This window comes from Rhizobium aouanii, from assembly GCF_037002925.1.
In the GTDB taxonomy this organism is placed as follows: Bacteria; Pseudomonadota; Alphaproteobacteria; order Rhizobiales; family Rhizobiaceae; genus Rhizobium; species Rhizobium aouanii.
This window is the reverse complement of record NZ_JBAMYD010000027.1, coordinates 39,842-62,709: the sequence shown is the minus strand read 5'-3', so window position 1 is coordinate 62,709 and position 22,868 is coordinate 39,842. Positions and strand designations below refer to the sequence as shown.

Below are 22,868 nucleotides of genomic sequence, written 5' to 3'. Positions count from 1 at the left end.
AGCGAAATCGCGGATACTCTAATGCATAAAGGGAAGCGTTGAACCTGCCATTTCACGCAACGGTCTTCAACGGCAGGCCCGCAAGGCCGAGCGCCTCCAGTGCCGAATCCAGCGATGCCGCCTGGCGTTCGGCGTAGAGCGCCAGCTCGTCCTGGACGGTAGCACCGAGTGCTGCCTCGAAGGCGTCACGGTTCGAGCGGGTCGCATAGTTCTGCTGCTGGTCGGTGCCGAGGTTCGACTGGAAGATGCCGGCCGCGCTGACGGGCAGGAAGTCTTCGTAGACGATTGGGGTGAAGGCAAGGTAACCCCCGGCGATCAGCGCCTCCGGATCGCCGGGCAGCGTGCTGCCGGCCGCAGCGGCAATGCCCGCAGGCGTCGCGGAATAGCGGAAGAAGGCCAGATCCGCCCTGCGCAGCTCTTCCCAGCTGTCCGGTAGTGCCTTGAAACGCGTGGCGAGTTCGTCGTCGTAGGCGCCGGCCTTGGCGCCACCGGCGCCGACCTGCACCTCGCCGCGAACCGAGGCGAGCAGCTGGTCATAGAGCGCCCGGCCCTTCGCCGTCAGCGCCACGCCGCGTTGTTCGATCTCGCCGAAGCGGGCGGTATGCGTCCCTTGCATCGCGCCTTCATCACCGGAAAAGGCGATCGTTTCCTCCAGCGCCTTGAAACTCGTCTGCCGCAGCAGGATATCGCAATGGCGGCGCGGCGGCCCTTCGATGACCGCCTTCGGCGTGATGCCGCGCTCCGGCATGCGGGCCTGGACCGCGTCGATATCGAGCGTGCGCGGCGTCAGATGGTTGATGTGCGGTCCCTTGAAGCTGACGACGTCGGCGATCAGCCGATGGGCATCATGCAGCCGCTTGTAGGTGTCGGCGCTGACTGTCGCTTCGCCATGCCAGCGGAAGGTTTCCAGCGCCTCGGCGACGAATTCCGTCGCTTCCGCCTCGCTCAGGCCGCCGTTCTGCTCGTGGCGCTCGATCAGCGCGACGGCGCGCGGCGTGTAGATCCGCCGTTTCGCCAGAATGGCTTCGGCCTCGCCGCGCAGCCCTTCGTCCTCGATCAGTTCCAGTCGCAGCAACGAGGTGAAGACGCGGAACGGATTGACGTTGAGCGCTGCCTCTTCGATCGGCCGGAAGCTGGTGGAATGAACCGGCACGCCGGCAACCGAAAGGTCGTAGTAGCCGACCGCCTGCATGCCCATGACCGCAAACAGCCGGCGGATGGTGAAAAGCTCGTCGGCCGTACCGAGCCGGATGGCGCCGTGGCGCTCGACATCGATGCGCTCCAGCTCGCCGGCCCGGGCCAGGCGATCGCGCAGGTCGGGATCTTTTTCGAGGCAGCCGGCATTCACATCCGCCACCAGTTCGATCAGCGTGCCGTATTGCGGCACCTCTGTCCGGTACATCTGCGACATCGCCTCGGTAAACAGCGATCGGATGCGGTCTGGGGAAACGAAGGCTTGCGGCATTGGGAAACTCCGGCTCATTCCGCTTTTGCAGGATGAACCTCTTTACACGCGCCAGAAAGCGGCAAATATCGCCATTTTGGAAATAGCCCATTCTGAAACGGAATGATCATGCTGACGTCTAGACGTTTTCTGCCGTCGATTTCGCATCTCGTCGCCTTCGAGGCGGTCGCCCGCACCGGCAGCGTGACGGCAGCGGCGCGCGAACTCGATCTGACACAGAGCGCCGTCAGCCGCCAGGTAAGCGCGCTGGAGGAGCAGCTTGGCGTCGAGCTCTTCCTGCGCGAACGCCAGACCATGCGGCTGACGCTTGCCGGCGATGGATATGCCCGCGAGATTCGCGAGGCGCTGCGGCGGATATCGAGCGCTTCGCTAAACCTGCGCGCCAATCCGCATGGCGGCACGCTCAATCTCGCCATCCTGCCGACCTTCGGCACGCGCTGGCTGGCGCCGCGCCTGGGACGCTTTCTCGCCGCCAATCCCGGCGTGACCATCAATCTGGTGACCCGGCTTTCGCCTTTCGATTTCCGCCTCGATTCGATCGACGCCGCCATTCATTTCGGCCACCCGCACTGGCCGGGCGCCGAACTCGCGCTTCTGATGTCGGAGCGCACGGTGCCGGCCTGCAGTCCTGATTTTCTGAAGCGATACGCGATTACCGGGCCGGAAGATCTGCTCGCCGGTCCGCTTCTGCACCTGACGACGCGCCCTGACGCCTGGGAGCAATGGTTCGCCGGCAACGGCGTTTCCTTCGAAAACGTGCACGGCATGCTCTTCGACCAGTTCGCCACGGCGGCGCAGGCGGCAATCGCCGGCCTCGGCGTCGCCCTGCTGCCGACATTCCTGATGCAGGAGGAGATCAGGCGCGGCGATCTCGTCGCCGCTGTCGACCGTGAAATGGAGAGCCGCGAGCGTTATTATCTCGCCTTTCCGCCCGAGCGCGCCGACTATGCGCCGCTTGCCGCCTTTCGCGACTGGATCGTTGCAGAAGCCACCGCCAACCCGGCCGCGTGACGAACGGCTTGCATCGGCATGGCGCTTTCGATCATTATGCGCCCCAAACAACTTTGCAGGAAATCTCCATGAAGCCGATCTTCGTCCAGCTCCAATGCGCACCCGGCAAGACCTATGATGTCGCCGACGCCATCTACCAGACCGAACTGGTCTCGGAGCTCTATTCGACCAGCGGCGACTACGATCTGCTGCTGAAGGTCTATATCGAGGAAGGCCAGGATATCGGCAAATTCATCAACGACAACATCGCCAATATTCCCGGCATCGTCCGCTCACTGACGACGCTGACCTTTAAGGCATTCTGAATTCCCGTCAGACGCGGTTAACCTTTTTCGCGAAGAATACGCTTTGCCGGGTGCTGCCTAAACCGCACCTTAACGCGAGGCATGTCTGGTCGTTGTTATCACGGGCCCGCGTCAGCGCAGGCAGGTCCGCGCAGCGACAGGTGGAAAATGGCGATCATCGAGGCAGAAATCGTGCGGACAATGCCGCAGTCGGACACCGCTCCGCTGATCGTCCATGTCGTGCGCCAGTTCCTGCCCAATCGCGGCGGCCTGGAAGACGTGGTCGCCAATCTCGCCCGCCAGACCGTGCGCCGCGGTTATCGCGTGCGCGTCGTCACGCTGGATTCGCTCTTCACTGCGCCTGAGGACAAGCTGCCGCTTCGCGAAGATATCGACGGCATCGAAGTGGTGCGCATTCCCTGGTTCGGCAGCAGCCGCTATCCGCTGGCACCGCAGGTTTTCCGCCATCTCGCCGATGCCGATCTCGTCCATGTCCATGCCATCGACTTCTTCTTCGACGCGCTCGCCTGGGGCCGGCTGCTGCACGGTAAGCCGATGATCGTCACCACCCATGGCGGCTTCTTCCATACGCAGAAATACGCGGCGATCAAGAAGATCTGGTTCCGGACTCTGACCCGCGCTTCGGCGATGGCCTACCGCCGCGTCGTCTGCTGCAGCGCCTCCGACCTCAAGCAGTTTTCCGAAATCGTGCCCGACAGCCTGCTGATCGAAAACGGTGCCGATATCGGCAAGTTCGCCGACACCGCTTCGCGTCGCGCAAGGCGCCGCATCGTCACGATCGGCCGGTTCTCGGTGAACAAACGTCTGGACCACCTGCTCGATGCGATGGCCATGCTGAAGACCCGCGATCCGGAATGGCATCTCGACATTGTCGGCGCCGAATCCGACCTGAACCGGGCGGATGTCGAAGGCGCAATCGAAAGCCGTGATCTTTCCGGCCGCGTCACCCTGCATGTGTCGCCCGAGAACGACACCATCCGGCGCATCATCACAGAAGCCTCGATTTTCGCCTCCGCCTCGGAATATGAGGGTTTCGGCCTGGTGGCGTTGGAGGCGATGAGCGCCGGTCTGCTGCCGGTGCTGAATGCCAATGATGCCTTTGCGACGCTTGGCGACCGGCATCCTGTTCTCATGCTTGCCGATTTCACCAATCCCGAGAGCGCCGCCACGGCGATCGAAGCGGCCCACCAAGCTCTTTCGCGCCAGCCGGACGTCGTTCGCGCCGGGCTTCTCGACGCCGCCCGCGGCTATTCCTGGGATATCGTTGCCGGACGTTACATCGATCTCTACAGATCGCTTGATGTCGTCGCCGCGAAAAGCAGCTGATCTTGTCTTCCTGCCGCATAAGCTACAGCGTTGCGCGTGTGAAAAGACGCGTGAGCTGTAAAATTTGCAGTCACGCTCTCGCCAGCCGGATGATCTCGTCGAGCACGAATTTGCGCGATTGCGGCGGCGTCAGATTGTGGTCGGCATCCGGCAGCATCAGCAGCCGCACGTTCGGATAGCGCGAAAGCCTGGCGCCGCGCGGCCCAAAGTGGAAATAGACGTGGTCGAGCCCGACATCGGCCTCGCTGTAGATCAGCGTCAACGGTACCTTGCGTTTGCCGAACAGTGCGAATGAATGCCGGACCTCGCGGGCAATATGGCGCCGGTCGGGAAGCAGCTCGAGCAGCGGCGCGATCCACGGCGACAGCCGGCGGCCGGCGGCGATGACGATGTTCCGCAGCGCCGCAACGACATCGACCTGGCCGCGCAGCAGCCGCTTCAGCGTGTCGAGTCGCGCCAGACGCTGGCTATAATCATCAAGGCTACGCGGGACGGAGACGACATGCTCCCGTCGCACCGGCATGTCGGGATCCCAGTAATAGACGAAGGGATTGATCGACACGACTGCCTTCAGCCGTTCGTCGGCGACGCCGGCGCGGAAGGCGACATAGCCGCCGCTGCATCGGCCGGCGACCATGACAGGCCCGGCGACGACGCTTTCGAGCAGATCCAGCGCAGCGACGGCATCTGTGATCTGCGTATCCGAATAAAGCACCTGTTCCGGCGCATCCGGCCGCGGCGGGCTGTCGCCGACATTGGCGGAATCGAAGCGCAGCGAAACGACGCCCTGGCGGGCGAGCTCGCGCGCCATATCAACCGTCGTCCGTCCCCAGCCGGCATGCCGGTCATAGGCCGTCGACAGAAAGAGCACGGCATTGCCCTTGATCTCGCCAAGCGGCCGGCTGACGACGCCGACCAGATGATTGTGGCTTCCAAAGCGCACCGGCGTTTCGGCAAAATCATCGCCGTCAAGCGGCGGGTTGTCGATCGCCGCCGATGAATGGGCGGCGGATGTCTCTGTCGTCGTTGCCTCCAGCCACGTCGTCAGCAGTGCCACGACAGCCATCGGCGTCTTGGCAAACAGCGGGTTGGTGGCGAGTTCGTCATAGCCTTCGAAAGCCTTCTGCTCGACATCGGCGCCAAGCGCCTTCAGCGCATCGGCAAAACCGGTATCCTCGGCCTTGGCAGGACGTTCGAGGATCAGATAGCGGGGGGCTGCAAGCCCCTGCGGCGAGGCGATGCTGAGCTTGCCGAGCTCGGCAGCGATCTCTTCGGGCATGACGAGCCCGGCAATCTGCACCTTGGCGGTCTGGACATGCTCCTTGCCGAGGCCGAGATCGGCATCGATGATCTTGGACCACATGTTGAGTTCGCGCAGATAGGCCCGGCCGCTCAGCACCGGCGCCAGCATGACGAGGCTGTCGACGCCTTCGATCGAGGAACCGACGCGATGGGCAAGTGTCGCACCAAGGCCTTGTGCGATGAGGATGATGCGGTCGCAGCCGCTCAGCGACTTCAGCTTGTCGGCGGCCGCACGGATTGAATCTTCCCAGGTTTCCAGCCTCGCCGGCAGTGCGTCGAAATTGAGCGCATCGCCGGTGCCACGATAGTCGAAGCGCAGGCTCGGCACGCCGATATCCGAGAAATGCTCGGCCGCGACGCGGAAGAATTTACGGCTGCACATCTCCTCGAAACCCCAGGGGCTGACGAAGAGCACCGCGGCCGAACGTTTCTTGGCGAGAGGATTCTCAGGCATGAACAGCCCGATCGTGCCGTCGAAGACGACAGGCAGGGCAGCATTGCGTCCTGCACCCTCGGCTGGTTCGAGTGAGAATTCGCCAGGCGCGACCTTGGCGCGATCGGGATCGCCTGGAAGCCGCGGCGCGATGAAATTGATCGCGTGGCGGACCGGCCGGCGCAGCAGGGACGGCATCTTCTCGAGAATGGAGCGCATGACTTCGACATCCTCGCCCGGCACGGCGCGCAGCACCCGCAGTGCTGCGAAATAGCAGAATGCGCCGGCAATGATCGCGCCGACCAATCCGGCCGGACCCTGGACGAATTCCAGCACGGAAGTCGCTCCGCAAGCGCAGAGGACGGAGGCGAGCGTCACCTTCGTCAGGCTTGCGTAGAGACCCGAAAGCTGGGATCCGAATCCTGTCTGTCTGATCATCATCACCGACATCGCAACGAATACGAGGATGCGCACGAGTGCGGCACCCTCGGCGGCAAGCCTAGGTACGATCAGTAAACAACCCGCTACCATCAGAAGGCCACCTATCACACTGATGTTCAGGCGGGAGCGGGCCCTGTCCATAGACAGCAGGTAGAGGCTGAGGATCTGCATGAAGGTATAGGCGGGAGCAACAAGCGCAAGCAGCGCCACCACCGTCCCGCTGCGGCGGAATGCTTCACCGAACACCACGAGCACCAGTTCGCTGGAGATCGCGGCAAGCCCGAGGCTCATCGGCAGCACGATATAGGCCATGCTGCGGGTGACGGCGGTAAAGACCTCAACCGGCAGTGTCGAATCGTCGCTGCTGTGCCTCCGCTCGGAATAATAGGGCAGCAAGCTGCCGGTCATCTGGATCGGCAGTTGCAGCGCGATATTCGCGATCGACAGGCCGACGGCATAATAGCCGACCATCTCCACCGACCAGAACTGCTGCAGGAAGAGAAGCTCGAGCCGGTTGAGGAAAATGGAATCGATGATGAACTGGATCGACAGGATGACTGAGGAGGAGGCGAGATATTTCAGCGAGACCCCGCACCAGTCGCGCTTCGCAAGCAGGATCGGCAGCGTAGCGAAAAACAGCACGAGCTGGCCGAGGGCATAGCCGACGAGAACGCCCTCGACGCCGTAGAAAACGGCGCCGACGGCAACACCGGCAAGCTGCACGATCGAGACGGCGACCGTCAGCTTAAAGAAGGCGCCCAGCTTCTTTTCGCCGATCAGGTAGAATTTGACGAAGGATCCGATCGCCTGGATGAAGAACAGCACGCCCGTGACCAGAGCGACGGATGGCGCGGTGTCGGCCCAGTGCATCTTTTCGGAGGTCAGGAAGAACAGCGCGTAGAGCGCCAGCAGCACGACGGTCGAGAACATCATGAAGCTGACGAGGATGGCGGCGAAACCGCGCCGGCGGCGCGCGTCGAAGCCGTCCGCCGAAAGTTGCGGCAAGGTCTTCAGCAGCGTGATGCTGGAGCCGAGCTCGGCGATCGAGGCGCCGGTCACCACCAGCCAGAGCGAAAAGGCGACGATGCCGTTGGCTTCCGGCCCGAGCAGCCGCGCGGTTATGATCGAGGAAACGAAGCCCGTCAGAAGCAGCAGCATGCCTGCCGCGCCATTCATCACCGAGTTTGCGATAATACCCTTCGACATCTGTCCATCCGTCAGGATCGGCCTAAAGCGCGTCGCGATCTTCAGATCGCTCCCCGCATTTTAGGTTTTGTTTTTACGCATGTCGTTATCGCAAAACCGCTGCACACTTTTGCGCGACATGCTCTAAAGCCGCATACCCGCCATCTCTAATGCGAAAATGTTAAAATAAAGCGGAGTGGCACCTTAGCTGGCCTGCATCGCCGCCAGCGTCTGGAGCGCCTTCTCGTAGCTGTTTTCCGCGAGGTAACGCAGCAGGAACTCCCGCGCCTTCTCGGCCTTCTCTCGTGCACGCTCGGGTGTGCGGAAGATGTCCCGCAGGTGCGCGGCCGCCGCCTCGGGTGAGGGATCGGCCCAGACCGCGCCTTCGAGCCCGGCAAATTCGGGATGGGCATCGACCACCGGAATGAGGGGAGAGGCAACCAGCCAGCTATTGTCGGGATCGCAGAAATCCACCGTGCCCGACCAGGCCGTGGAAATGACGGGCGTACGCTGCATGATCGCCTCGGCCACCGTCAGCCCGAAACCCTCGGAACGATGCAGCGAAAGATAGGCGTCTGAACAGCGGATGAGGCCGTTGATATCGGAGTCCGACATCCTGTCGGTGACGATCCTGATCCGGGTATTGCCCGCGACCGAGCTTATCAGTTCGCGCAGGCCCTCATCCTTGTTGATATCGCCGCTGGCCTTCATCAACAGGAAGGCGCTGGGGCATTCGGCGGCAAATATCCTGAAGGCCTCGATGATGGCCTGCGGATTCTTCCGGTTGATCGAGGAGCCGGCGCTGAAGATGAAGCTGACGAGAAAGGCGTCCTCCTCGATGCCGAATTTCTGGCGCATGCCTTCCGTCGCCGGCTTCTCTGTGACGGGATGCGGAACGACGATGACCGGTGCCGCAGTGAGGGGCGCAATCGCCCGCCTGGTGAATTCCGACGGCACGAAGACGGCATTCATGTAATGCATCGCATTGCGCCACTCGGCCGGCACGACTTCGAGCTCCCAGGCGAAATAGCCGATGTTGAACGCGCGGGTGAAATTGGCAACGCCCTTCTTCAGGATGGCGCGCGGCAGCATCGGCGGATTGAGATGCCAGATCCGGCTCCCCGCGGCTTCGGTGGAGAGATGCGACGGCATCCATCCGGCAAAGGAATTCTCGTCAGGATGCGTGCTGACGTCGGAGAGTGAAATCGCCCGCCCAGCCTCCGATAAAGCGCCGGCGCAGAGCCTTGCCGATTCGCCGACGCCGACCGCCATCGACAGATAGCCGACGATTTCCACCGGTCTGCGCGGATTGAAGGCAAGACGCGACCGCGGGATAAGCCGCTGCAGGACATGGGCGCGCAGAAAGCGGTATATCGTTCTCAAATCACGGTCTTTCCTAATGGATCGGCATCATCCTTCGCAGGGGGCGTCAGCCCTCGATGGCGACGCGATGCGAACTGCCTAGACTTCTGATCTCGCCCGCAGGCGGAATATCGCTTTCCGCGCCGGACAGCGCGTGGAGCTTCACGCGCCGCATCGCGCCGGGGGCAAGGTGGAACCAGTCGTCGTCGGCCCGATAGCTTTCGACGCCGATATGCACAGATTGCGCCAGCCGGTCGGTCCTGAGGTCAACAAACCAGTCGTCGCCGTCTCTGGTGAATGATGCTTCGATCCTTGCATCATGCAGCGCCTTCCCCCGTCCGCACGGGAAGTGGAAGCTCTCGGCGAGAATGGCGCCGTCCGCCAGCGAGCGCAGGCGCGCCACACTGGCATCATGCGCCGGCGGTCCGAAACGGAAGGCATAGGTCGTATCGAAGAAGGCGCCGAACAGCGCTGTGCAGGAAAGGCGCTCCGTGTCCCTTGCCGCCAGCTTGAAGGCCCTGCTGCCGCTGACGACCTGCTGTTTTCCATCGCGCAGACAGACGACATCGAGCTCGACATCGAGCGCTGCATCCGTCTCGTTGATGACATGCACGTCGAGACCGTTCGTTCCCTCGTCGGTGAAGACCACTTGCACCGGCCGGAATGCACGGCGCATCGCATACCAGACCGGCTTCGGCTCTCGGGTCGAATCGATCACCCCCCAGCCGGGGCCGGGCAGCAGGTCCTGCAGCGTCCAGACGAGCGCGCCATTGCAGGCGGAGCCCTTGCGCCGCCATTCGGCAAAAGTCTCCTCGATCACCTCGCCGGTAACGGCGCGGGAGAGATCGAGATAGCGTTCCGGATCTTCGCGGCGCAGCTCAGCCGGATCGAAACCGTAGAGAAGCTGCAGGTAGAAATCGCGAACATCCTCGAAATCCCACGATGCGCTGCGGTCGCGGGGCACGCGGGCCTTCCATAACGGGCTGTGGACGGCGGGCACATCGAGATGACGCTGCAGCGTCCTTTGCTGGGGGACATGCGCGAAGGCGAGGCTTTCGGAAGCAAAACGCACATCGGCGCGGCGTGCATCGGCAATCGGCCGCATATAGGCACCGACGCCGTAATAATGCGCGATACCGGCATTGGGCGAAAAGGGCATCGCTCCGCCATAGGGCGAGTTCGGCACGTAGGGCACGTCGGGGCGCATGCGGGCGACGACCGCCGGGATGATTTCATCGGTGACCGGCCCGCTCCAGAATTCCGCCGGCAGGCCGAGCATTGCCGCCTGCTGGTGGACTTCGCTGCCGCCGCAGAGCACCGCGAGGGAAGGCGACGCCTGCACGCCGTGGAGAAATTCCTCGACCTCCGCATGCACGTGGCCAAGAAAAGCCTTGTCGTTGCGCGGATAATCAAAATTGGCGAACATGAAATCCTGCCAGACGAGCAGACCGAGTTCGTCGCAGAGCGCGAAGAAATCAGGCGTTTCGTAGGCCATGGTGCCGCCGATGCGGATCATGTTCATGCCGGCTGCAGCGGCAAGCCGCAGGAACGGCTCATAATCCGCCCGCCCGCCCGGCAATCGCGCGATATCTGCTGTCGTCCACACCGCGCCGCGGCAGAAGATGCGTTCGCCGTTGACGAGGAGCGCGAAGTCGTCGCCATCGGCACCGCGGTCGACATCGATCCGCCGGAAGCCGGTCCTGCCGAGCGGAAATTCCACGCCATCCGACACCAGCGTCAGCTCGTGGAGACGCGGAGCGCCATGCGTATGCGGCCACCAGGCCTCGATCTCGGAAAGCTTGAGGATAGCCGAGTAATGACTGTCGCCGACCTTCTCGAAGGGCTGCTCCATCCCGCCGCAGCGCAGCAGCATTGCCGGATCCTCGGCATTGCTATGCAGGGAAACGCTGAGGCGGCCGACACCACTCTCCTCCAATACGGCGCGGATGGAGACATTGTCGATCGAGACGGGATGACGCCGCACCATCGAAATCGGCCGCCATGGCCCGACGGCATGGATATCGGGGCACCAGCCCGGCATATGGCCGAGCAGCGTCGTGCGGAAATTCTTCAAGCCCGCCGGCGTGATCATCTGCGGCCGCCAGCGCGCGCGCGGGCCTGGCTCCGACAGGCGGGGGCCTAGCGCCCGGAAGCACAGTGCCAATTCGTCGCCGCCCGAAAGCGTCACCGGAATCTCATGCGCCGTGAACATGCTCTCGGAAAACAGGATTTCCTGGCCGTTCAGGAAGACGTGGCAGAGCGTCGCCAGCCCTGCGAAAAGCAGGATCGCGTCGCCGGGCTCGGCATCGAAAAGCCGGCAGAGATACCAGGCATCCCGCGTGTTCAGCGGCTCGGGATTTTCCCGGTCGAAGAGCCCGGCTTTTTCGAGCGCGGCGGCGACGGTGCCGGGAACGGGTGCTGGAATGAATTGTGCGGACAGCGGGATGTCGTGCGGCACGGCGCAGGCGCCCGGCTCCGTCAGGATCAGGTTCCAGCCTTCGGAAAGTAGACTTTCCTCGGCACCGATGCTCGCCAAACGCCCCCGCATGGTCAGATCTCCGGCCTCAGATTCGCCCCGCAAGCGACGCCATCATGGAATCCCATGCATCGGCGGCCGGATCAAGTGCTGCCTGCAACGGCTCGAACTTCCTGCGGGTGACGGCGCGGGCAAGCTGGAACTGCACCGATTTCGCCAAATCCGAAATACGCCCGGCATGCTCGGCGGCAGCCGCGAATTCACCAGGGGAAAGCCAGGCGAGGTAATCGGCCGCCAGCTCGAAATTGGCGCCCACCTGGCGAAGCGTGTTGAAGGCGTATTTATGGAAGAAGCCGAACGGCCGTTCCGCCACCGCTTCGACCTGTTGCGGAAAGACGCTTGCAAAGGCGCGGATCGGGTTTTCGCGGGGACGCCGAGCGAAGTGAAAGCCGGCAAGCCGCCGCGCGGTCGCGCGCAGATGCGCTTCGTCTGCCGGCCTTTCCGGGAATCGTGCAAATTCCGTATAGGGCAGGAACGGCGGGTCGTTTTCCGTCAGATGCAGCTGGAACAGCCCGTCGAAATCCTCGCCTTCGAGACGGAAATAACCGGCATTGTGGAAATAATCGACGCGCTTGGCCGCAACGTCCAGCCGGTTGATCGCAACCGTCGTCTTGCCGTGCTCCTGCCGGTAGGCGGTACCGCCCGTATCCGGCATGTAGAAGGAATCCATTTCGATCAGGCAGAGACGGGCCCGCGCAATCTGAACCTCGACATGGCGTTCGACACGGTCGTAGATGGCAAGCTCGGTCGCACGAATGTCGTAGAGCGCTTCGAGATCCTCGAGCGGCACCTTGAAGAAGGTGAACTGGTCGCCCTCGAAATCCTGCGTCAGGGTAAAACCCAGCATCGCCTCCGGCGCAACGCCTGATGTTGCCAGAACCTCGATCCAGAGATCGACATAACAATTGGTCTCCGGCCAGGCGCGCTCGCCGGAATGCAGCGCATGCGGCCGGTAGGTTTCCGGGTCGATTCCCGAAAATACCCCCGAAAATACCGGCGTCATCGATTTGCTCAGCCCCACAGCGCTTTCCGGACGCTGGCCGGCCATTGCTTCACATCGAGTCCGTGATGATGGAAGAGGGCAAGGGCGATGCGTTCCAGTCCGAAGCCGACGCAGGCGGTGTGCGCGACACTGCCGTCCTCGAGATTGAGACCCCATTTCGTGCCGAAGGCATCCTGATGGTAGTTGAAGCTCATGCAGGCGGTCGGATTGGCAGCCGAGGTGATCGGGATCAGCAGCTCGAACTTCAGGTTCTGGTCGCGCTGATTATTGGCGAGCATCTTGCCGGCGCGGCCGAAGAACGGATCATTGGCGACATCGATCGTCACCTCGAGGCCGACGGCCTTCATCATCTCGACGCCGCGATCCATCCAGCGCTGGCGGAAATCGGTGACGTGCAGCTCTGTGCCCATGCAGACATATTCACGCATGCGGAACAGCTGCTGGCGGGCCGGATCTTTCGACGGCTCATGGCGGAAGCAATAGGATTGCAGGTCGAAGAGGCCGCCCGTCGCCGGCAGGTTGCCGCGCTTGGCGATCGTCGGATAGAGCGGATAGCAGGCCGCCGGCGTCAGCACGATATCGGTCGCCTCCTGCCCCTTGGTCCAGTCTTCGCCGACTTCCATGCATTGCAGCAGGCTGACATGATCGAGCTCGCTGCCGCAGAAGCTGTGGACCGTGCCGGCGAGCTGCGGAAAGCTCTTCATGTAGCCGCTCTTTTCGAAGAAGGCGCGGTTCATGCCGGGCGGAAAGCGCATGGCTTCGGCACCATCGGCGCCGCCGAACGTGTCGATCAGGCGCTCGAAGGCAGCGATCACGTCTTCGAACTGGCCGCTGCGGCCGTAGAGCCCGTCGATGCCGGTATCGATCAGCAGACCGGATTCGAAAAGCCGGTCCAGAAACGAGGTCTGCATATCCATGACTGTCACCCCAGTAGGCTAGTGTCCTGCTTATGGACAAGAAGCATGCTCGACGTGTTGCCGAGGATGCGGTCATTCGAAATCATGAGCTGTGCGGAATGCGCGTCGCGCAGATGGCGTCCGAGGCTGAAGGGCGTGCCATTCTTGTAGCCCATGATGCCGCAGATCAGCATGGCATGGTTGACGATCTCCAGGATCGTCTCGGACGAAGCGATCTTGACGTTGTTCATCGCCACCGCAAATCCCATCGAAGACAGCCTGTCGGCATCGGCCTTGGCATCTTCATAGGCCTTGAGGCCGGCAACCACGTTCGATTTCACCATCTGCAGCAGGTTCGAAACCTCGGCGAGGCGCAGCGCGCCCGGCGGCTGGGCATCCGGCGCCTTACGGGCTGCGGCGCGCACGAAAGCCTGGGCGCGCACAACGGCGTCGACGGCGATGCCGTACCAGACGCCACTCCACAAGAGGTGCGAGGAGGCAAGCATGGACTGCGCCGCGATCTCCGCGAAAGGCTTCGGCAGGATCTGGCAAGCCGGCGCTTCGCCCTTGAACAGGAAACCGTCGGAACAGGTGCCGCGCATGCCGAGCGTATTCCAGACATGCGTTTTCTCGAGCGTGTACTGGTCCTTGAGGAAGGCCGTCAGCACCTGATCGGAGGAAGCCGCCTGCGCGTGGGCACGCGAGGTGATGAGAATGGCGTCGGCGTGCGAGCCGTAGGAAATGACGGTCGCATCCTTTTCGAGGCGGCACGTGTCGCCATCGACCTCGACGGCACAGATGCTGTTGCGCAGATTTCCGCCGATACCACCTTCCGTGGTCGCGGATGCGATCAGCAACTGTGCGGCGGCGATGCGGCGCATGAAGCTGCGATGCCATTCGCTGTCGGCGCCGTGTTCAACGAGGCTCGACAGCTTGATGTGGTGCATGGCGAAAACCATGGCGCTTGCGGCGCAGGCCTGGCCGAGCATCGAGCACAATTCGGCGATCTCGGTGATCGAGGCGGATTCGCCGCCGAGATGGCGCGGCACCTGGATGCCGAGCAGCCTTTCGGCCTTCATCGCATCGACGGCTTCCCGGGGGAAGCGGGCCTCGGCATCAACGGTATCCGCGTGTTTCGCCGCGATTTCGGCGACACGGGCCACCCTTGTGACAAGACCGTCCTGCATGATCTTGACGGGGAAATTCATCAGGCGACCTTCCGGCTGTCCCGGATGAGATCGACGGTCCTGGCGATGGCCGAGATGCTCGCGAAGGATTTGCGGTTCAGGAGATTGTCGGGAAATTCGATGTCGAAGGCCTCTTCGAGGCCAAGCATCAACTGCACGGAAGCAAAGGACGTCAAACCTGCCGCATAAAGATCGGCGTCGTCGGCGACCTGGTCGATAGACCCAGGAAGCTTGCCGAATTTGGCTACGAGGTCGCGGATTGCCTTATTCATCCCATCACTCCAAGATTCTCATGATCCCGAACCGGCGTTCATCGCCTTGTCATGAGCGTTCTTTTAGTGCGGAAAACAGAACATTCCGCTAATTTATTGAGTTAAATATGACTGAGGCTCACAGTTAGGATTTTAGCGATCATTCCCGCACCGTCGTCAACAACCAGCTTCTATCAATGACTTAAGGTAATTTCGATACTGCGACACACTCTGGTTTCCGGCGTGGAAAGTACAGAAATGACACGCAAACGCCGCGTTTTGTCTCAATCGGCGGGCGGATAGGAATGCTCGTTGCCGCGATAATCGGTAACGGAATAACATCCGTCGCCTGTCGCCCGGATCGCGCTTCCGCTGACGACGGCCTTGCCGTGACCGCCTGGGATATCGAGGATGTAAGCCGGCTGGCAGAGACCGGAAATCCGCCCGCGCAACGCCGCGACGATCTCCTGCCCCTCCTCGATCGTCACTCTGAAATGACTGGTGCCGGGCGCCAGATCCGGATGATGGAGGTAATAGGGTTTGACGCGAATTTCGACGAAGGCCTTCATCAGCTTCGCGAGCACGTCGGGATCGTCGTTGACACCCTTGAGCAGCACCGACTGACTGACCATGGCGATGCCGGTATCGACGAGGCGGCCGCAGGCGGCCCGCGCTTCCGGCGTCAGTTCGCGCGGATGATTGGCGTGCAGCGCCACATAGACCGTCTTGCCGCTCGCCTTCAGCGCGGCGATCAGTGCCGCATCGATCTTCTCGGGATCGACGACCGGAACACGCGTATGGAACCTGATGATCTTCACATGCGCGATACCGGCAAGCGCCTCCATGATCTCGCCGAGACGCCGCGGAGAAAGCACCAGCGGATCGCCGCCGGTGAGGATGACCTCCCAGATTTCCTCATGACCGCGGATATAATCGAAAGCGGCCTGCATCGCCGCCGCATTGAGCGTGCCGAGGCCCTGCGGCCCCACCATTTCGCGGCGGAAGCAGAAGCGGCAATAGACCGGGCAGACATGCACGGCCTTGAGCAAGACACGATCGGGATAGCGGTGAACGATGCCTTCGACGGGGCTGTGGGCATGATCGCCGATCGGATCGGCACGTTCTTCCGGGGCGATCGTAAGTTCGGCTGCATCGGGCACGAATTGCCGAGCGATCGGATCATCGGGATCGGCTCGATCAATGAGCTTGCTGATCGCAGGCGTCAGTGCAACGGCGTAACGCGCTGCCACCTCCTCGAGCGCTATGCGATCGGGAAGCGCGACCAGCCCCGCCTTCACAAGATCGTCGACGCTCTTGATCGGTTTGACGACATTCATCTTCCAACCTCCGCCACCGGCGCCCAGAGCACCTGGTCGATGCGCGATGCTCCCGTCGCCAGCATCACCAGCCGGTCGAAGCCGAGCGCGATACCGCTTGCCTCAGGCATCAGCGACAGCGCGGCGAGGAAATCCTCGTCGATCGGATAGGTCTCGCCGTAGACCCGCGCCTTCTCGGCCATCTCGATCTCGAACCGTCGCCGCTGTTCGGCAGCGTTGGTGAGTTCGCCGAAGCCGTTCGCAAGCTCGACGCCGCAGGCATAGAGCTCGAAACGCTCAGCAACCCTGGGGTCGCGTGCCGAAGGACGCGCAAGGGCTGCCTCCGAGATCGGATATTCGTCGAGGATGGTGATGCGGCCGAAACCGAGACGCGGCTCGATCTTTTCGACCAGCACGCGGCTGAAGAGATCGGCCCAGCCGTCATCATCGGCAACACGCATGCCGACGCGCTTCGTCTCGACCGCCAGATGGTCGCGGTCGGTCGAACCGTCGGCTGCGACCGAGGCGAGAAGATCGATGCCAGCGTGACGCTCGAAGGCTTCGGCAACGCTGATCCGCTCCGGTCCGGCGAAGGGATCGCTCTCGGCGCCGCGATAGGCAAGCTTCCCTGTCTTCACCGTCTCAGCCGCCAGCGCCAGGATCCGCACGCAATCCATCATCAGGCTCTCGTAGCTTTCACCGGCCCGATACCATTCGAGCATGGTGAACTCAGGATGATGCAGCGGGCCGCGCTCGCGGTTGCGATAGACATGGGCAAAACACGAGATGCGCTCCTCGCCCGCCGCAAGCAGCTTCTTGCAGGCAAATTCCGGCGAGGTATGCAGGTAGAACGGCGCCTTTTGCCCATCCGTCGTCAGCGCTTCCGTGGCAAAGGCATGCAGATGCGCCTCGTTACCGGGAGAGATCTGCAATACCGCCGTATCCACCTCGATGAAATCCTCGCGCGCGAAAAACCCACGCAACGCCGCCTGGATCGCATTACGCCCGATCAGGAACGGACGGCGGTCGGCATGCACGGACGGGGTCCACCAGGGGGACGCTTTCGCCGAAGAGTTCATTCCAAGCTTTCTTCGCCGGAGAGGCCGGTATGGGGGGTGGCTATTTCCCGGATTTTAGGTTAGTTGCGCCCCAAAGAAAAACATTTGCGTCTTCGGAGCGTCTCGCCAGTCATCTACGACGCCGAAAGCCGAGTTACAAGGAAGTCTTATGGTCAAGGTCATCGCCTCTTCGGTCCGCAAGGGCAACGTTCTCGATGTCGACGGCAAGCTCTACGTCGTTCTCACCGCCCAGAACTTTCATCCGGGCAAGGGCACGCCGGTCACCCAGGTCGACATGCGCCGCATCGTCGACGGCGTGAAGGTTTCCGAACGCTGGCGCACCACCGAACAGGTCGAGCGCGCCTTCGTCGAGGACGTGAACCATCAATTCCTCTACGAGGACGGCGAAGGCTTTCACTTCATGAACCCTGAAAACTACGATCAGGTCGTCGTCGATGTCGCCACGATGGGGGACGACAAGGCCTATCTGCAGGAAGGCATGACCTGCGTTCTGTCAATGCATGAAGGCATTGCGCTGGCGATCCAGATGCCGCGCCACGTCACGCTCGAAATCATGGAGACGGAACCGGTCGTCAAGGGCCAGACGGCTTCGTCTTCTTACAAGCCGGCCATACTGTCGAACGGCGTGCGCGCCATGGTGCCGCCGCACATCAATGCCGGCACCCGCGTCGTCATCGCCACCGAAGACAATTCCTACGTCGAACGCGCCAAGGACTGATCCTGGTTTCAGCCTATCGAAGAGGCCGGCTCACGCCGGCCTTTTTTGTATCCGCCGTCTCAACTAAATAATCAGAGCATGATGTCGTCCGAAAACCGCACACACTTTTGCGCGACATGCTTTAGAGATGCGGGTTGCGCGGCCGGTATTTCTTGACGAGTTTCTGGTTGATCTCAGCGGCACCCGGCATGTTGGCGCTGAGATAAATTGGCGCATCGCCGGATTTCGAAAGCTCCGAGGCGACCTCGGCGAAGATCGCATTGATGACCGTCACCCCGACCGCCGTCGAGACTGGCCCAACCCGAAGCCCGGTGCCTTCGAGATCGAGAACGGCGTCACCCGGTGGCAGCCCGTTGTCGAGCACCACATCGGCCACGTCGGCGAGCCGTCGGCGGCCATTGGCGATCGCTGAGGAATAGGCAATCGAGGTGATGGCAATCACCTTTGCGCCGATTTCGCGCGCATAGTCGGCGGCCTCGATCGGCGCGGCGTTCACCCCCGAATTGGAGGCGATGATGATGACATCGCCCGGCTGCATGCCGTAACGCTCCAGCATCGGCCGCACCAGGCCCTGCGTGCGCTCATAGACCGAACTGATGACCGCACCCTCGTGCAGCATGGCCGAGCCGACGAGTACCGGCACGGTGAAGGCGAGTCCGCCGGCACGATAGTGCACCTCTTCCGCCAGCATATGCGAATGGCCGGTGCCGAAGACATAGACACGCTTGTCGCCGCGGGCAGCATCGAGGATGACGGCTGCTGCCTGCGCCATCGGCTGGGCAAGCGTCTGCTTCAGTTCTTCCAGCCGACCGATGAGGTTGGAGAAATAGGCATCAGTGATATCAGTCATCCGGCTTATCCTTGATTTCAGGCCGCTTCGCCGCTGAGCCAGGTGGCGGTGACGGCAAGCGCATCGGTGAGATGCACGAGATCGGCACGCGCGCCCGGCGAGAGATGGCCGCGATCGCCAAGCCTGAGAAACCGGGCCGGATAAAGGGTCGCCATACGCAAGGCCTCGGCGAGCGTCAGGTCGAGATAGGTGACGCCGTAACGGATCGTCGAAATCATGTCGACATCGGAACCGGCCAGCGTGCCGTCGGACAGCACCAGCTTCGAGCAGAAGCCGCCCCTTTCGCGCCGAACGGTGCGCCCGTTCAGCGTGAACGAATCCTTCTCCGAGCCGACGAGCGACATTGCGTCGGTGACGAAGAACAGCTTGCCTTCGCCTCGTTTGGCGCGTAGCGCCGTGCGCAAGGCCTTGGGATCGACATGATAGCCGTCGGCGATAATGCCGCACCAGGTCGAAGGATGATCGATCGCCGCGCCGACGAGACCAGGCGCACGGTGTCCCAACTGGCTCATGGCGTTGAAGAGATGCGTGACGCCCCGCGCGCCGGCATCGAAACGTTCTTCCGCCGCCTCGCTCGAACAATCGGAATGCCCGATGCTGACGGTGACGTCGGCTTCCGCAAGCGCGCGCACCTGGGCAACCGTCACCTGCTCGGCGGCCATGGTGACCAGCAGCGTGCCGATCGCCTCGCGCGCCCGGATGAAGGCTTTGACATCGCGATCCTCCACCGGCCGCATCAGTTCGGCCAGATGCGCGCCCTTGCGCGCAGGCGCCAGATGCGGGCCTTCGAGATGCAGGCCGGCGACGCCGCGGTTCATTTTCACTGCCTCCTTGGCGGCCTCGATGGCGGCAATGGAGACCTCTGATGTGTCGGTGATCAGCGTCGGCAGCAGCGACGTCGTGCCATAGGGCCGGTGCCCGCCGGCAATAATGTCCATCGAGGCAACGGAAGGCTCGTCGTTCAGCATCCGCCCGGCGCCGCCATTGACCTGCGCATCGATAAAGCCGGCCGACAGAACACCGCCGGCAAGCGTCACCACCTCGCCGTGCGGCAGATCATTTCTTGCGACGATCGCTTCGATGCGGCCGTCGGCAACGATGAGGGCTTTGTCGTCATGGAAGCGCTCGCCGTCGAAGATGCGGGCGCCGAGGAAGATCTTGCGCGCCATCAGACCGTCTCCGTCACCTTGAGCAGGTTTGCCGGCTTGTCGGGATCGAAGCCCTTGCGGCGCGTCACCGACTCGATCAGCCGGTAATAGACAAGCAGCGACACCAGCGGATCGACGAGGCCGTTGCCCGTCGTCGGTACGCGCAGATGGACGCCGGAAAGCGGCTGCGCCGAGAAGCCGACGGTGGTGGCGCCGAGCTTCTGCAGGCGTTCCAGCGCCTGCACATTGTTGGCGAAGGCCGCGTCGTCAGGCGCAAAGGCGACGATCGGAAAGCCCGGCTGCACCAGGCGCATCGGACCATGCATCAGTTCCGCTAGCGAGAAGGCCTCGGCATGCAGGCCGGAGGTTTCCTTGGCCTTCAGCGCCGCTTCGAGAGCGATCGCGAAGGCCGGGCCGCGGCCGGCCGTATAGAGCGAACTCGCGTTGAAGAGCACCTCCTCGGCCGCCGCCGTGTCGATCCCGGCGGTCGCCGACAATGCCCCCGGCAGCTTGCCGAGCGCGGCCTGCAGATCGGACGCGCCGCCGATCGCAGCCGTCACGCCGGCAAGGGCGGCGACCGAGGCGATGAAGGATTTCGTCGCCGCGACACTCCTTTCCGCGCCGGCATTGAGGCCGAGAACGATATCGGCCTGTTTCGCAAGCGGGCTGTCGGTGACGTTGACGACGGCGATTGTCGTCGCTCCGCCCTTCTTAGCTGCGTCCTGCAGCGCGACGATGTCGGGGCTGGCACCCGACTGCGAGACGGTGAAATGGACACCGCCCTTCAGATGCAGCGCCGCGCCATAGACCGAAGCGATCGACGGGCCGACCGAGGCGACCGGCACGCCACAGGTGATCTCGAACAGATATTTGAAAAAGGTGGCGGCGTGGTCCGAGGAGCCGCGCGCCGCCGTCGTCACCACGCTCGGGCGAGCGGACGAAAACAGCCGGGCGATCTCGGCAAAGACCGGTTTTTCCTTTTCGAGCAGCGTGGCGACCACCTCGGGCGATTGGCCGGCTTCCTGCAGCATCAGTGACTGGTTGTCATTCATAGGTCATCTCCGATTCTCAATTCGGCAACGAAATCATAGGCATCGCCGCGATAATGCGAGCGGGTGTATTCGACGACGCGTTGGTCTTCCAGGCGCGACACACGTTCGATCAGAAGCGCCGGCGCGCCTGATTTGACGTTCAGGATCGCGGCGGAGGACGGGTCGAGCGTGACCGCGGTCAGCCGCTGCAGCGCGCGCACGGGCCTGTGGCCGCTGGCCGTCAGCGCATCATAGAGCGATCCCTCGCCGCCGGCATCGTGCCCCAGGAACTTGATCGGCACCACGGCGCGTTCGATCGCCAGCGGCAGGCCGTCGGCAAGGCGCAAGCGGTCGAGTCTCAGCACCGGCTCGTCGCCGCCGAGACCGAGCAGGAAGGATTCCTCCGGCGACGGCGTGTTGACCGCCCGCGACAATATCCGTGCGGCCGGCAGACGCCCGCGCGAGCGCATGTCGGCGGAGAAGGAGGAAAGCCGCCAGAGCGACTGTTCCATGCGTTCCACCCGGCTCGATACGAAAGTACCGCTTCCGTGGCGTGATTCCAGTGCGCCTGACGCCATCAGATCGCGATAGGCGGTGCGCACGGTGACACGGCCGAGCTTCAGAGCCTCGGCAAGGTCGCGCTCACCCGGGAGTGCGGTGCCCGGCTTCAGCAGCCCTTCCTGAATGAGGCCGGTCAGCGTCTGCGCCAGCCGCTTGTAGAGCGGCCCGGTCAACGCCTCGTCACGCAGGCCGCGGCTGTTCAGTTCCGCTATCAGATTGGTTCTATCCATGGGCACACAATAGAGCCTATATAGAACCAATCGGCAAGGCAGAATCGAGCGCGGAACGAAAAAACCCTCGCCGGCGGACCAGCAAGGGTTTCATAACGCTCAAATTTGACAGCCGTGCGTCGACAGCGCGGCGCGTTTAGAAACGCGCGGCGCTGGAGGGCCTCAGTTCTTGGTGAAGATATAATCCGTCTCCTGGCGCAGCACTTCGCCGGGGCGCAGGACCGCATTCGGAAAACCTTGGTGATTGATGGCATCCGGCCAGACCTGCGTCTCCAGGCAGAAGCCGGCGAATGGGCCGTATTTGCGCCCGCCGATGCCGGGCGCCCCGACATCGAGCTTGAAGCCGGCATAGAACTGCACGCCTGGCTCCGTGCTGCGCACTTCCAGCGACACACCGGAATAAAGGCTGCGGGCAAGCGCGACGCTCCGCTTGGCAGTGCGTTCGCCGGACAGGCAGAAATTGTGGTCGTAAAACGCTTGCTCACTGCCGACGAAACGCTTCATCGGCGCCATCTCGCGGAAATCGAATTCCGTGCCCTCGACGGGACGGATCTCACCGGTCGGCACCTGCTTCTCATCGGTCGGCAGATAGTGATCGGCGGCGATCATGATGTCATGGCCAAGCGCGTCTTCGCGGCCGTCGAGATTGAAATAGGCGTGCTGGCAGACATTGGCGAGCGTCGGCTGGTCGCTGGTCGATTCGTAGGTGATCGACAGTTCACCATTGCCATGCACCCAGAACGTCGCCTGGATGGTACAATTGCCGGGATAGCCGGCGCGGCCATCGGGATCGACGATCTTCAGCACCACGCGGTCGACGTCATGCTCGACGATCGTCCAATTGCGTTTGGCGATATTGTCGCTGCCGCCATGCAGATGCGTGACGCCGTTCTCATTCGGCTCGAGCTGATAGTCCCTGCCGTCAAGCGTGAACCTGCCGCCGCCGACGCGGTTGGCGCAGCGGCCGGGCGTCGCGCCGAAGTAGGACGAATAGAGGGGGTAGCTGTCGAAATCGTCGAAGCCGAGCTGCAGCGGCGCATCATGTCCCTCGAGACGCAGATCCTGGATGACCGCGCCCCAGCTGATGATCTTGGCCGTCAGCCCGCCGCCCTTGATCACGACGCGATAGACGGTCTCGCCCGCCTGCGTCTGCCCGAAAACGTCCCGCTCCAACTTATCCGACATGATCGACCGTCCATTCTGTCCCTGCTGCAAATTCCTCAATTCGGAAT

19 protein-coding genes are annotated in these 22,868 nt (G+C 62.7%); 4 read left to right on the top strand and 15 right to left on the bottom strand.

The features are described from left to right. Positions 1-52 precede the first annotated feature (52 nt). On the bottom strand, positions 53-1,483 hold the full coding sequence (gene hglS, locus V8P77_RS32295; RefSeq protein ID WP_335916346.1) for a 2-oxoadipate dioxygenase/decarboxylase HglS: 1,431 nt from the start codon (positions 1,481-1,483) through the stop codon (positions 53-55). 84 nt (positions 1,484-1,567) lie between these two features. Here hglS and V8P77_RS32290 point away from each other — a divergent pair, with 84 nt between their 5' ends. The 3 genes from V8P77_RS32290 (at position 1,568) to V8P77_RS32280 (ending at position 4,107) form a co-directional block, all read left to right on the top strand. After that, positions 1,568-2,476, top strand: coding sequence for a LysR family transcriptional regulator (locus tag V8P77_RS32290; protein ID WP_335916345.1), 909 nt, complete (start codon positions 1,568-1,570; stop codon positions 2,474-2,476). Between the two features lie 68 nt (positions 2,477-2,544). Next, positions 2,545-2,781, top strand: coding sequence for an Lrp/AsnC ligand binding domain-containing protein (locus tag V8P77_RS32285; protein WP_003543721.1), 237 nt, complete (start codon positions 2,545-2,547; stop codon positions 2,779-2,781). Positions 2,782-2,928: 147 nt separating this feature from the next. Beyond that, positions 2,929-4,107 (top strand): glycosyltransferase family 4 protein, encoded by a 1,179-nt coding sequence (locus tag V8P77_RS32280; RefSeq protein ID WP_335916342.1) that lies wholly within the window; start codon positions 2,929-2,931, stop codon positions 4,105-4,107. A gap of 70 nt (positions 4,108-4,177) precedes the next feature. On the opposite strand, the gene V8P77_RS32275 is transcribed toward V8P77_RS32280, so the two are convergent. The 9 genes from V8P77_RS32275 to epmA all read right to left on the bottom strand — a co-directional run bounded on the left by V8P77_RS32275 (position 4,178) and on the right by epmA (position 17,098). Beyond that, positions 4,178-7,489, bottom strand: coding sequence for an oligosaccharide flippase family protein (locus V8P77_RS32275; protein WP_335916340.1), 3,312 nt, complete (start codon positions 7,487-7,489; stop codon positions 4,178-4,180). A 183-nt stretch (positions 7,490-7,672) separates the two neighbouring features. Next, complete coding sequence (locus V8P77_RS32270; protein WP_335916338.1) at positions 7,673-8,851, bottom strand: glycosyltransferase family 4 protein; 1,179 nt, start codon at positions 8,849-8,851, stop codon at positions 7,673-7,675. 46 nt (positions 8,852-8,897) lie between these two features. Continuing rightward, positions 8,898-11,378 (bottom strand): glycoside hydrolase family 2 protein, encoded by a 2,481-nt coding sequence (locus V8P77_RS32265; RefSeq protein WP_335916337.1) that lies wholly within the window; start codon positions 11,376-11,378, stop codon positions 8,898-8,900. Between the two features lie 16 nt (positions 11,379-11,394). Beyond that, positions 11,395-12,387 (bottom strand): DUF1839 family protein, encoded by a 993-nt coding sequence (locus tag V8P77_RS32260; RefSeq protein ID WP_335916352.1) that lies wholly within the window; start codon positions 12,385-12,387, stop codon positions 11,395-11,397. Next, positions 12,378-13,286 (bottom strand): amino acid--[acyl-carrier-protein] ligase, encoded by a 909-nt coding sequence (locus V8P77_RS32255; RefSeq protein WP_065281596.1) that lies wholly within the window; start codon positions 13,284-13,286, stop codon positions 12,378-12,380. The genes V8P77_RS32260 and V8P77_RS32255 overlap by 10 nt, the downstream gene beginning before the upstream one ends. Positions 13,287-13,291: 5 nt before the next feature. Then, a complete protein-coding gene (locus tag V8P77_RS32250) occupies positions 13,292-14,473 on the bottom strand; it encodes an acyl-CoA dehydrogenase family protein (protein ID WP_335916335.1) in 1,182 nt (393 codons plus the stop codon). Further along, entirely contained in the window at positions 14,473-14,724 is a 252-nt protein-coding gene (locus V8P77_RS32245) for an acyl carrier protein (RefSeq protein ID WP_003543737.1), read from the bottom strand. The genes V8P77_RS32250 and V8P77_RS32245 overlap by 1 nt, the downstream gene beginning before the upstream one ends. A 263-nt stretch (positions 14,725-14,987) precedes the next feature. Further along, the gene (locus V8P77_RS32240) at positions 14,988-16,040 is read right to left on the bottom strand and encodes a lysine-2,3-aminomutase-like protein (protein ID WP_335916333.1); all 1,053 of its coding nucleotides are present in this window, start codon (positions 16,038-16,040) and stop codon (positions 14,988-14,990) included. Continuing rightward, positions 16,037-17,098: an EF-P lysine aminoacylase EpmA gene (epmA, locus tag V8P77_RS32235; RefSeq protein WP_335916332.1), complete on the bottom strand. Its 1,062-nt coding sequence runs from the start codon at positions 17,096-17,098 to the stop codon at positions 16,037-16,039. Before epmA ends, V8P77_RS32240 begins: the two co-directional genes overlap by 4 nt. A gap of 148 nt (positions 17,099-17,246) precedes the next feature. On the opposite strand from epmA, the gene efp reads away from it, so the two are divergent. Next, positions 17,247-17,816: an elongation factor P gene (gene efp / locus V8P77_RS32230; protein ID WP_335916331.1), complete on the top strand. Its 570-nt coding sequence runs from the start codon at positions 17,247-17,249 to the stop codon at positions 17,814-17,816. Between the two features lie 121 nt (positions 17,817-17,937). On the opposite strand, the gene V8P77_RS32225 is transcribed toward efp, so the two are convergent. The 5 genes from V8P77_RS32225 to V8P77_RS32205 form a co-directional block, all read right to left on the bottom strand. Further along, positions 17,938-18,666: an SIS domain-containing protein gene (locus tag V8P77_RS32225; RefSeq protein ID WP_335916330.1), complete on the bottom strand. Its 729-nt coding sequence runs from the start codon at positions 18,664-18,666 to the stop codon at positions 17,938-17,940. A 17-nt stretch (positions 18,667-18,683) separates the two neighbouring features. Continuing rightward, positions 18,684-19,835 (bottom strand): N-acetylglucosamine-6-phosphate deacetylase, encoded by a 1,152-nt coding sequence (nagA, locus tag V8P77_RS32220; protein ID WP_335916329.1) that lies wholly within the window; start codon positions 19,833-19,835, stop codon positions 18,684-18,686. Next, on the bottom strand, positions 19,835-20,866 hold the full coding sequence (locus tag V8P77_RS32215) for an SIS domain-containing protein (RefSeq protein WP_335916328.1): 1,032 nt from the start codon (positions 20,864-20,866) through the stop codon (positions 19,835-19,837). The genes nagA and V8P77_RS32215 overlap by 1 nt, the downstream gene beginning before the upstream one ends. Continuing rightward, positions 20,863-21,636: a GntR family transcriptional regulator gene (locus V8P77_RS32210; protein ID WP_335916326.1), complete on the bottom strand. Its 774-nt coding sequence runs from the start codon at positions 21,634-21,636 to the stop codon at positions 20,863-20,865. The genes V8P77_RS32215 and V8P77_RS32210 overlap by 4 nt, the downstream gene beginning before the upstream one ends. Before the next feature lie 162 nt (positions 21,637-21,798). Continuing rightward, entirely contained in the window at positions 21,799-22,821 is a 1,023-nt protein-coding gene (locus V8P77_RS32205) for an aldose epimerase family protein (RefSeq protein ID WP_335916325.1), read from the bottom strand. Positions 22,822-22,868 lie beyond the last annotated feature (47 nt).

Coding starts and splice junctions, on each gene's coding strand:
- hglS (WP_335916346.1), bottom strand. CDS start 1,483: ATGAGCCGGAGTTTCCCAATGCCGCAAGCCTTCGTTTCCCCAGACCGC.
- V8P77_RS32290 (WP_335916345.1), top strand. CDS start 1,568: ATGATCATGCTGACGTCTAGACGTTTTCTGCCGTCGATTTCGCATCTC.
- V8P77_RS32285 (WP_003543721.1), top strand. CDS start 2,545: ATGAAGCCGATCTTCGTCCAGCTCCAATGCGCACCCGGCAAGACCTAT.
- V8P77_RS32280 (WP_335916342.1), top strand. CDS start 2,929: ATGGCGATCATCGAGGCAGAAATCGTGCGGACAATGCCGCAGTCGGAC.
- V8P77_RS32275 (WP_335916340.1), bottom strand. CDS start 7,489: ATGTCGAAGGGTATTATCGCAAACTCGGTGATGAATGGCGCGGCAGGC.
- V8P77_RS32265 (WP_335916337.1), bottom strand. CDS start 11,378: ATGCGGGGGCGTTTGGCGAGCATCGGTGCCGAGGAAAGTCTACTTTCC.
- V8P77_RS32255 (WP_065281596.1), bottom strand. CDS start 13,286: ATGGATATGCAGACCTCGTTTCTGGACCGGCTTTTCGAATCCGGTCTG.
- V8P77_RS32250 (WP_335916335.1), bottom strand. CDS start 14,473: ATGAATTTCCCCGTCAAGATCATGCAGGACGGTCTTGTCACAAGGGTG.
- V8P77_RS32245 (WP_003543737.1), bottom strand. CDS start 14,724: ATGAATAAGGCAATCCGCGACCTCGTAGCCAAATTCGGCAAGCTTCCT.
- V8P77_RS32240 (WP_335916333.1), bottom strand. CDS start 16,040: ATGAATGTCGTCAAACCGATCAAGAGCGTCGACGATCTTGTGAAGGCG.
- epmA (WP_335916332.1), bottom strand. CDS start 17,098: ATGAACTCTTCGGCGAAAGCGTCCCCCTGGTGGACCCCGTCCGTGCAT.
- efp (WP_335916331.1), top strand. CDS start 17,247: ATGGTCAAGGTCATCGCCTCTTCGGTCCGCAAGGGCAACGTTCTCGAT.
- V8P77_RS32225 (WP_335916330.1), bottom strand. CDS start 18,666: ATGACTGATATCACTGATGCCTATTTCTCCAACCTCATCGGTCGGCTG.
- nagA (WP_335916329.1), bottom strand. CDS start 19,835: ATGGCGCGCAAGATCTTCCTCGGCGCCCGCATCTTCGACGGCGAGCGC.
- V8P77_RS32215 (WP_335916328.1), bottom strand. CDS start 20,866: ATGAATGACAACCAGTCACTGATGCTGCAGGAAGCCGGCCAATCGCCC.
- V8P77_RS32210 (WP_335916326.1), bottom strand. CDS start 21,636: ATGGATAGAACCAATCTGATAGCGGAACTGAACAGCCGCGGCCTGCGT.
- V8P77_RS32205 (WP_335916325.1), bottom strand. CDS start 22,821: ATGTCGGATAAGTTGGAGCGGGACGTTTTCGGGCAGACGCAGGCGGGC.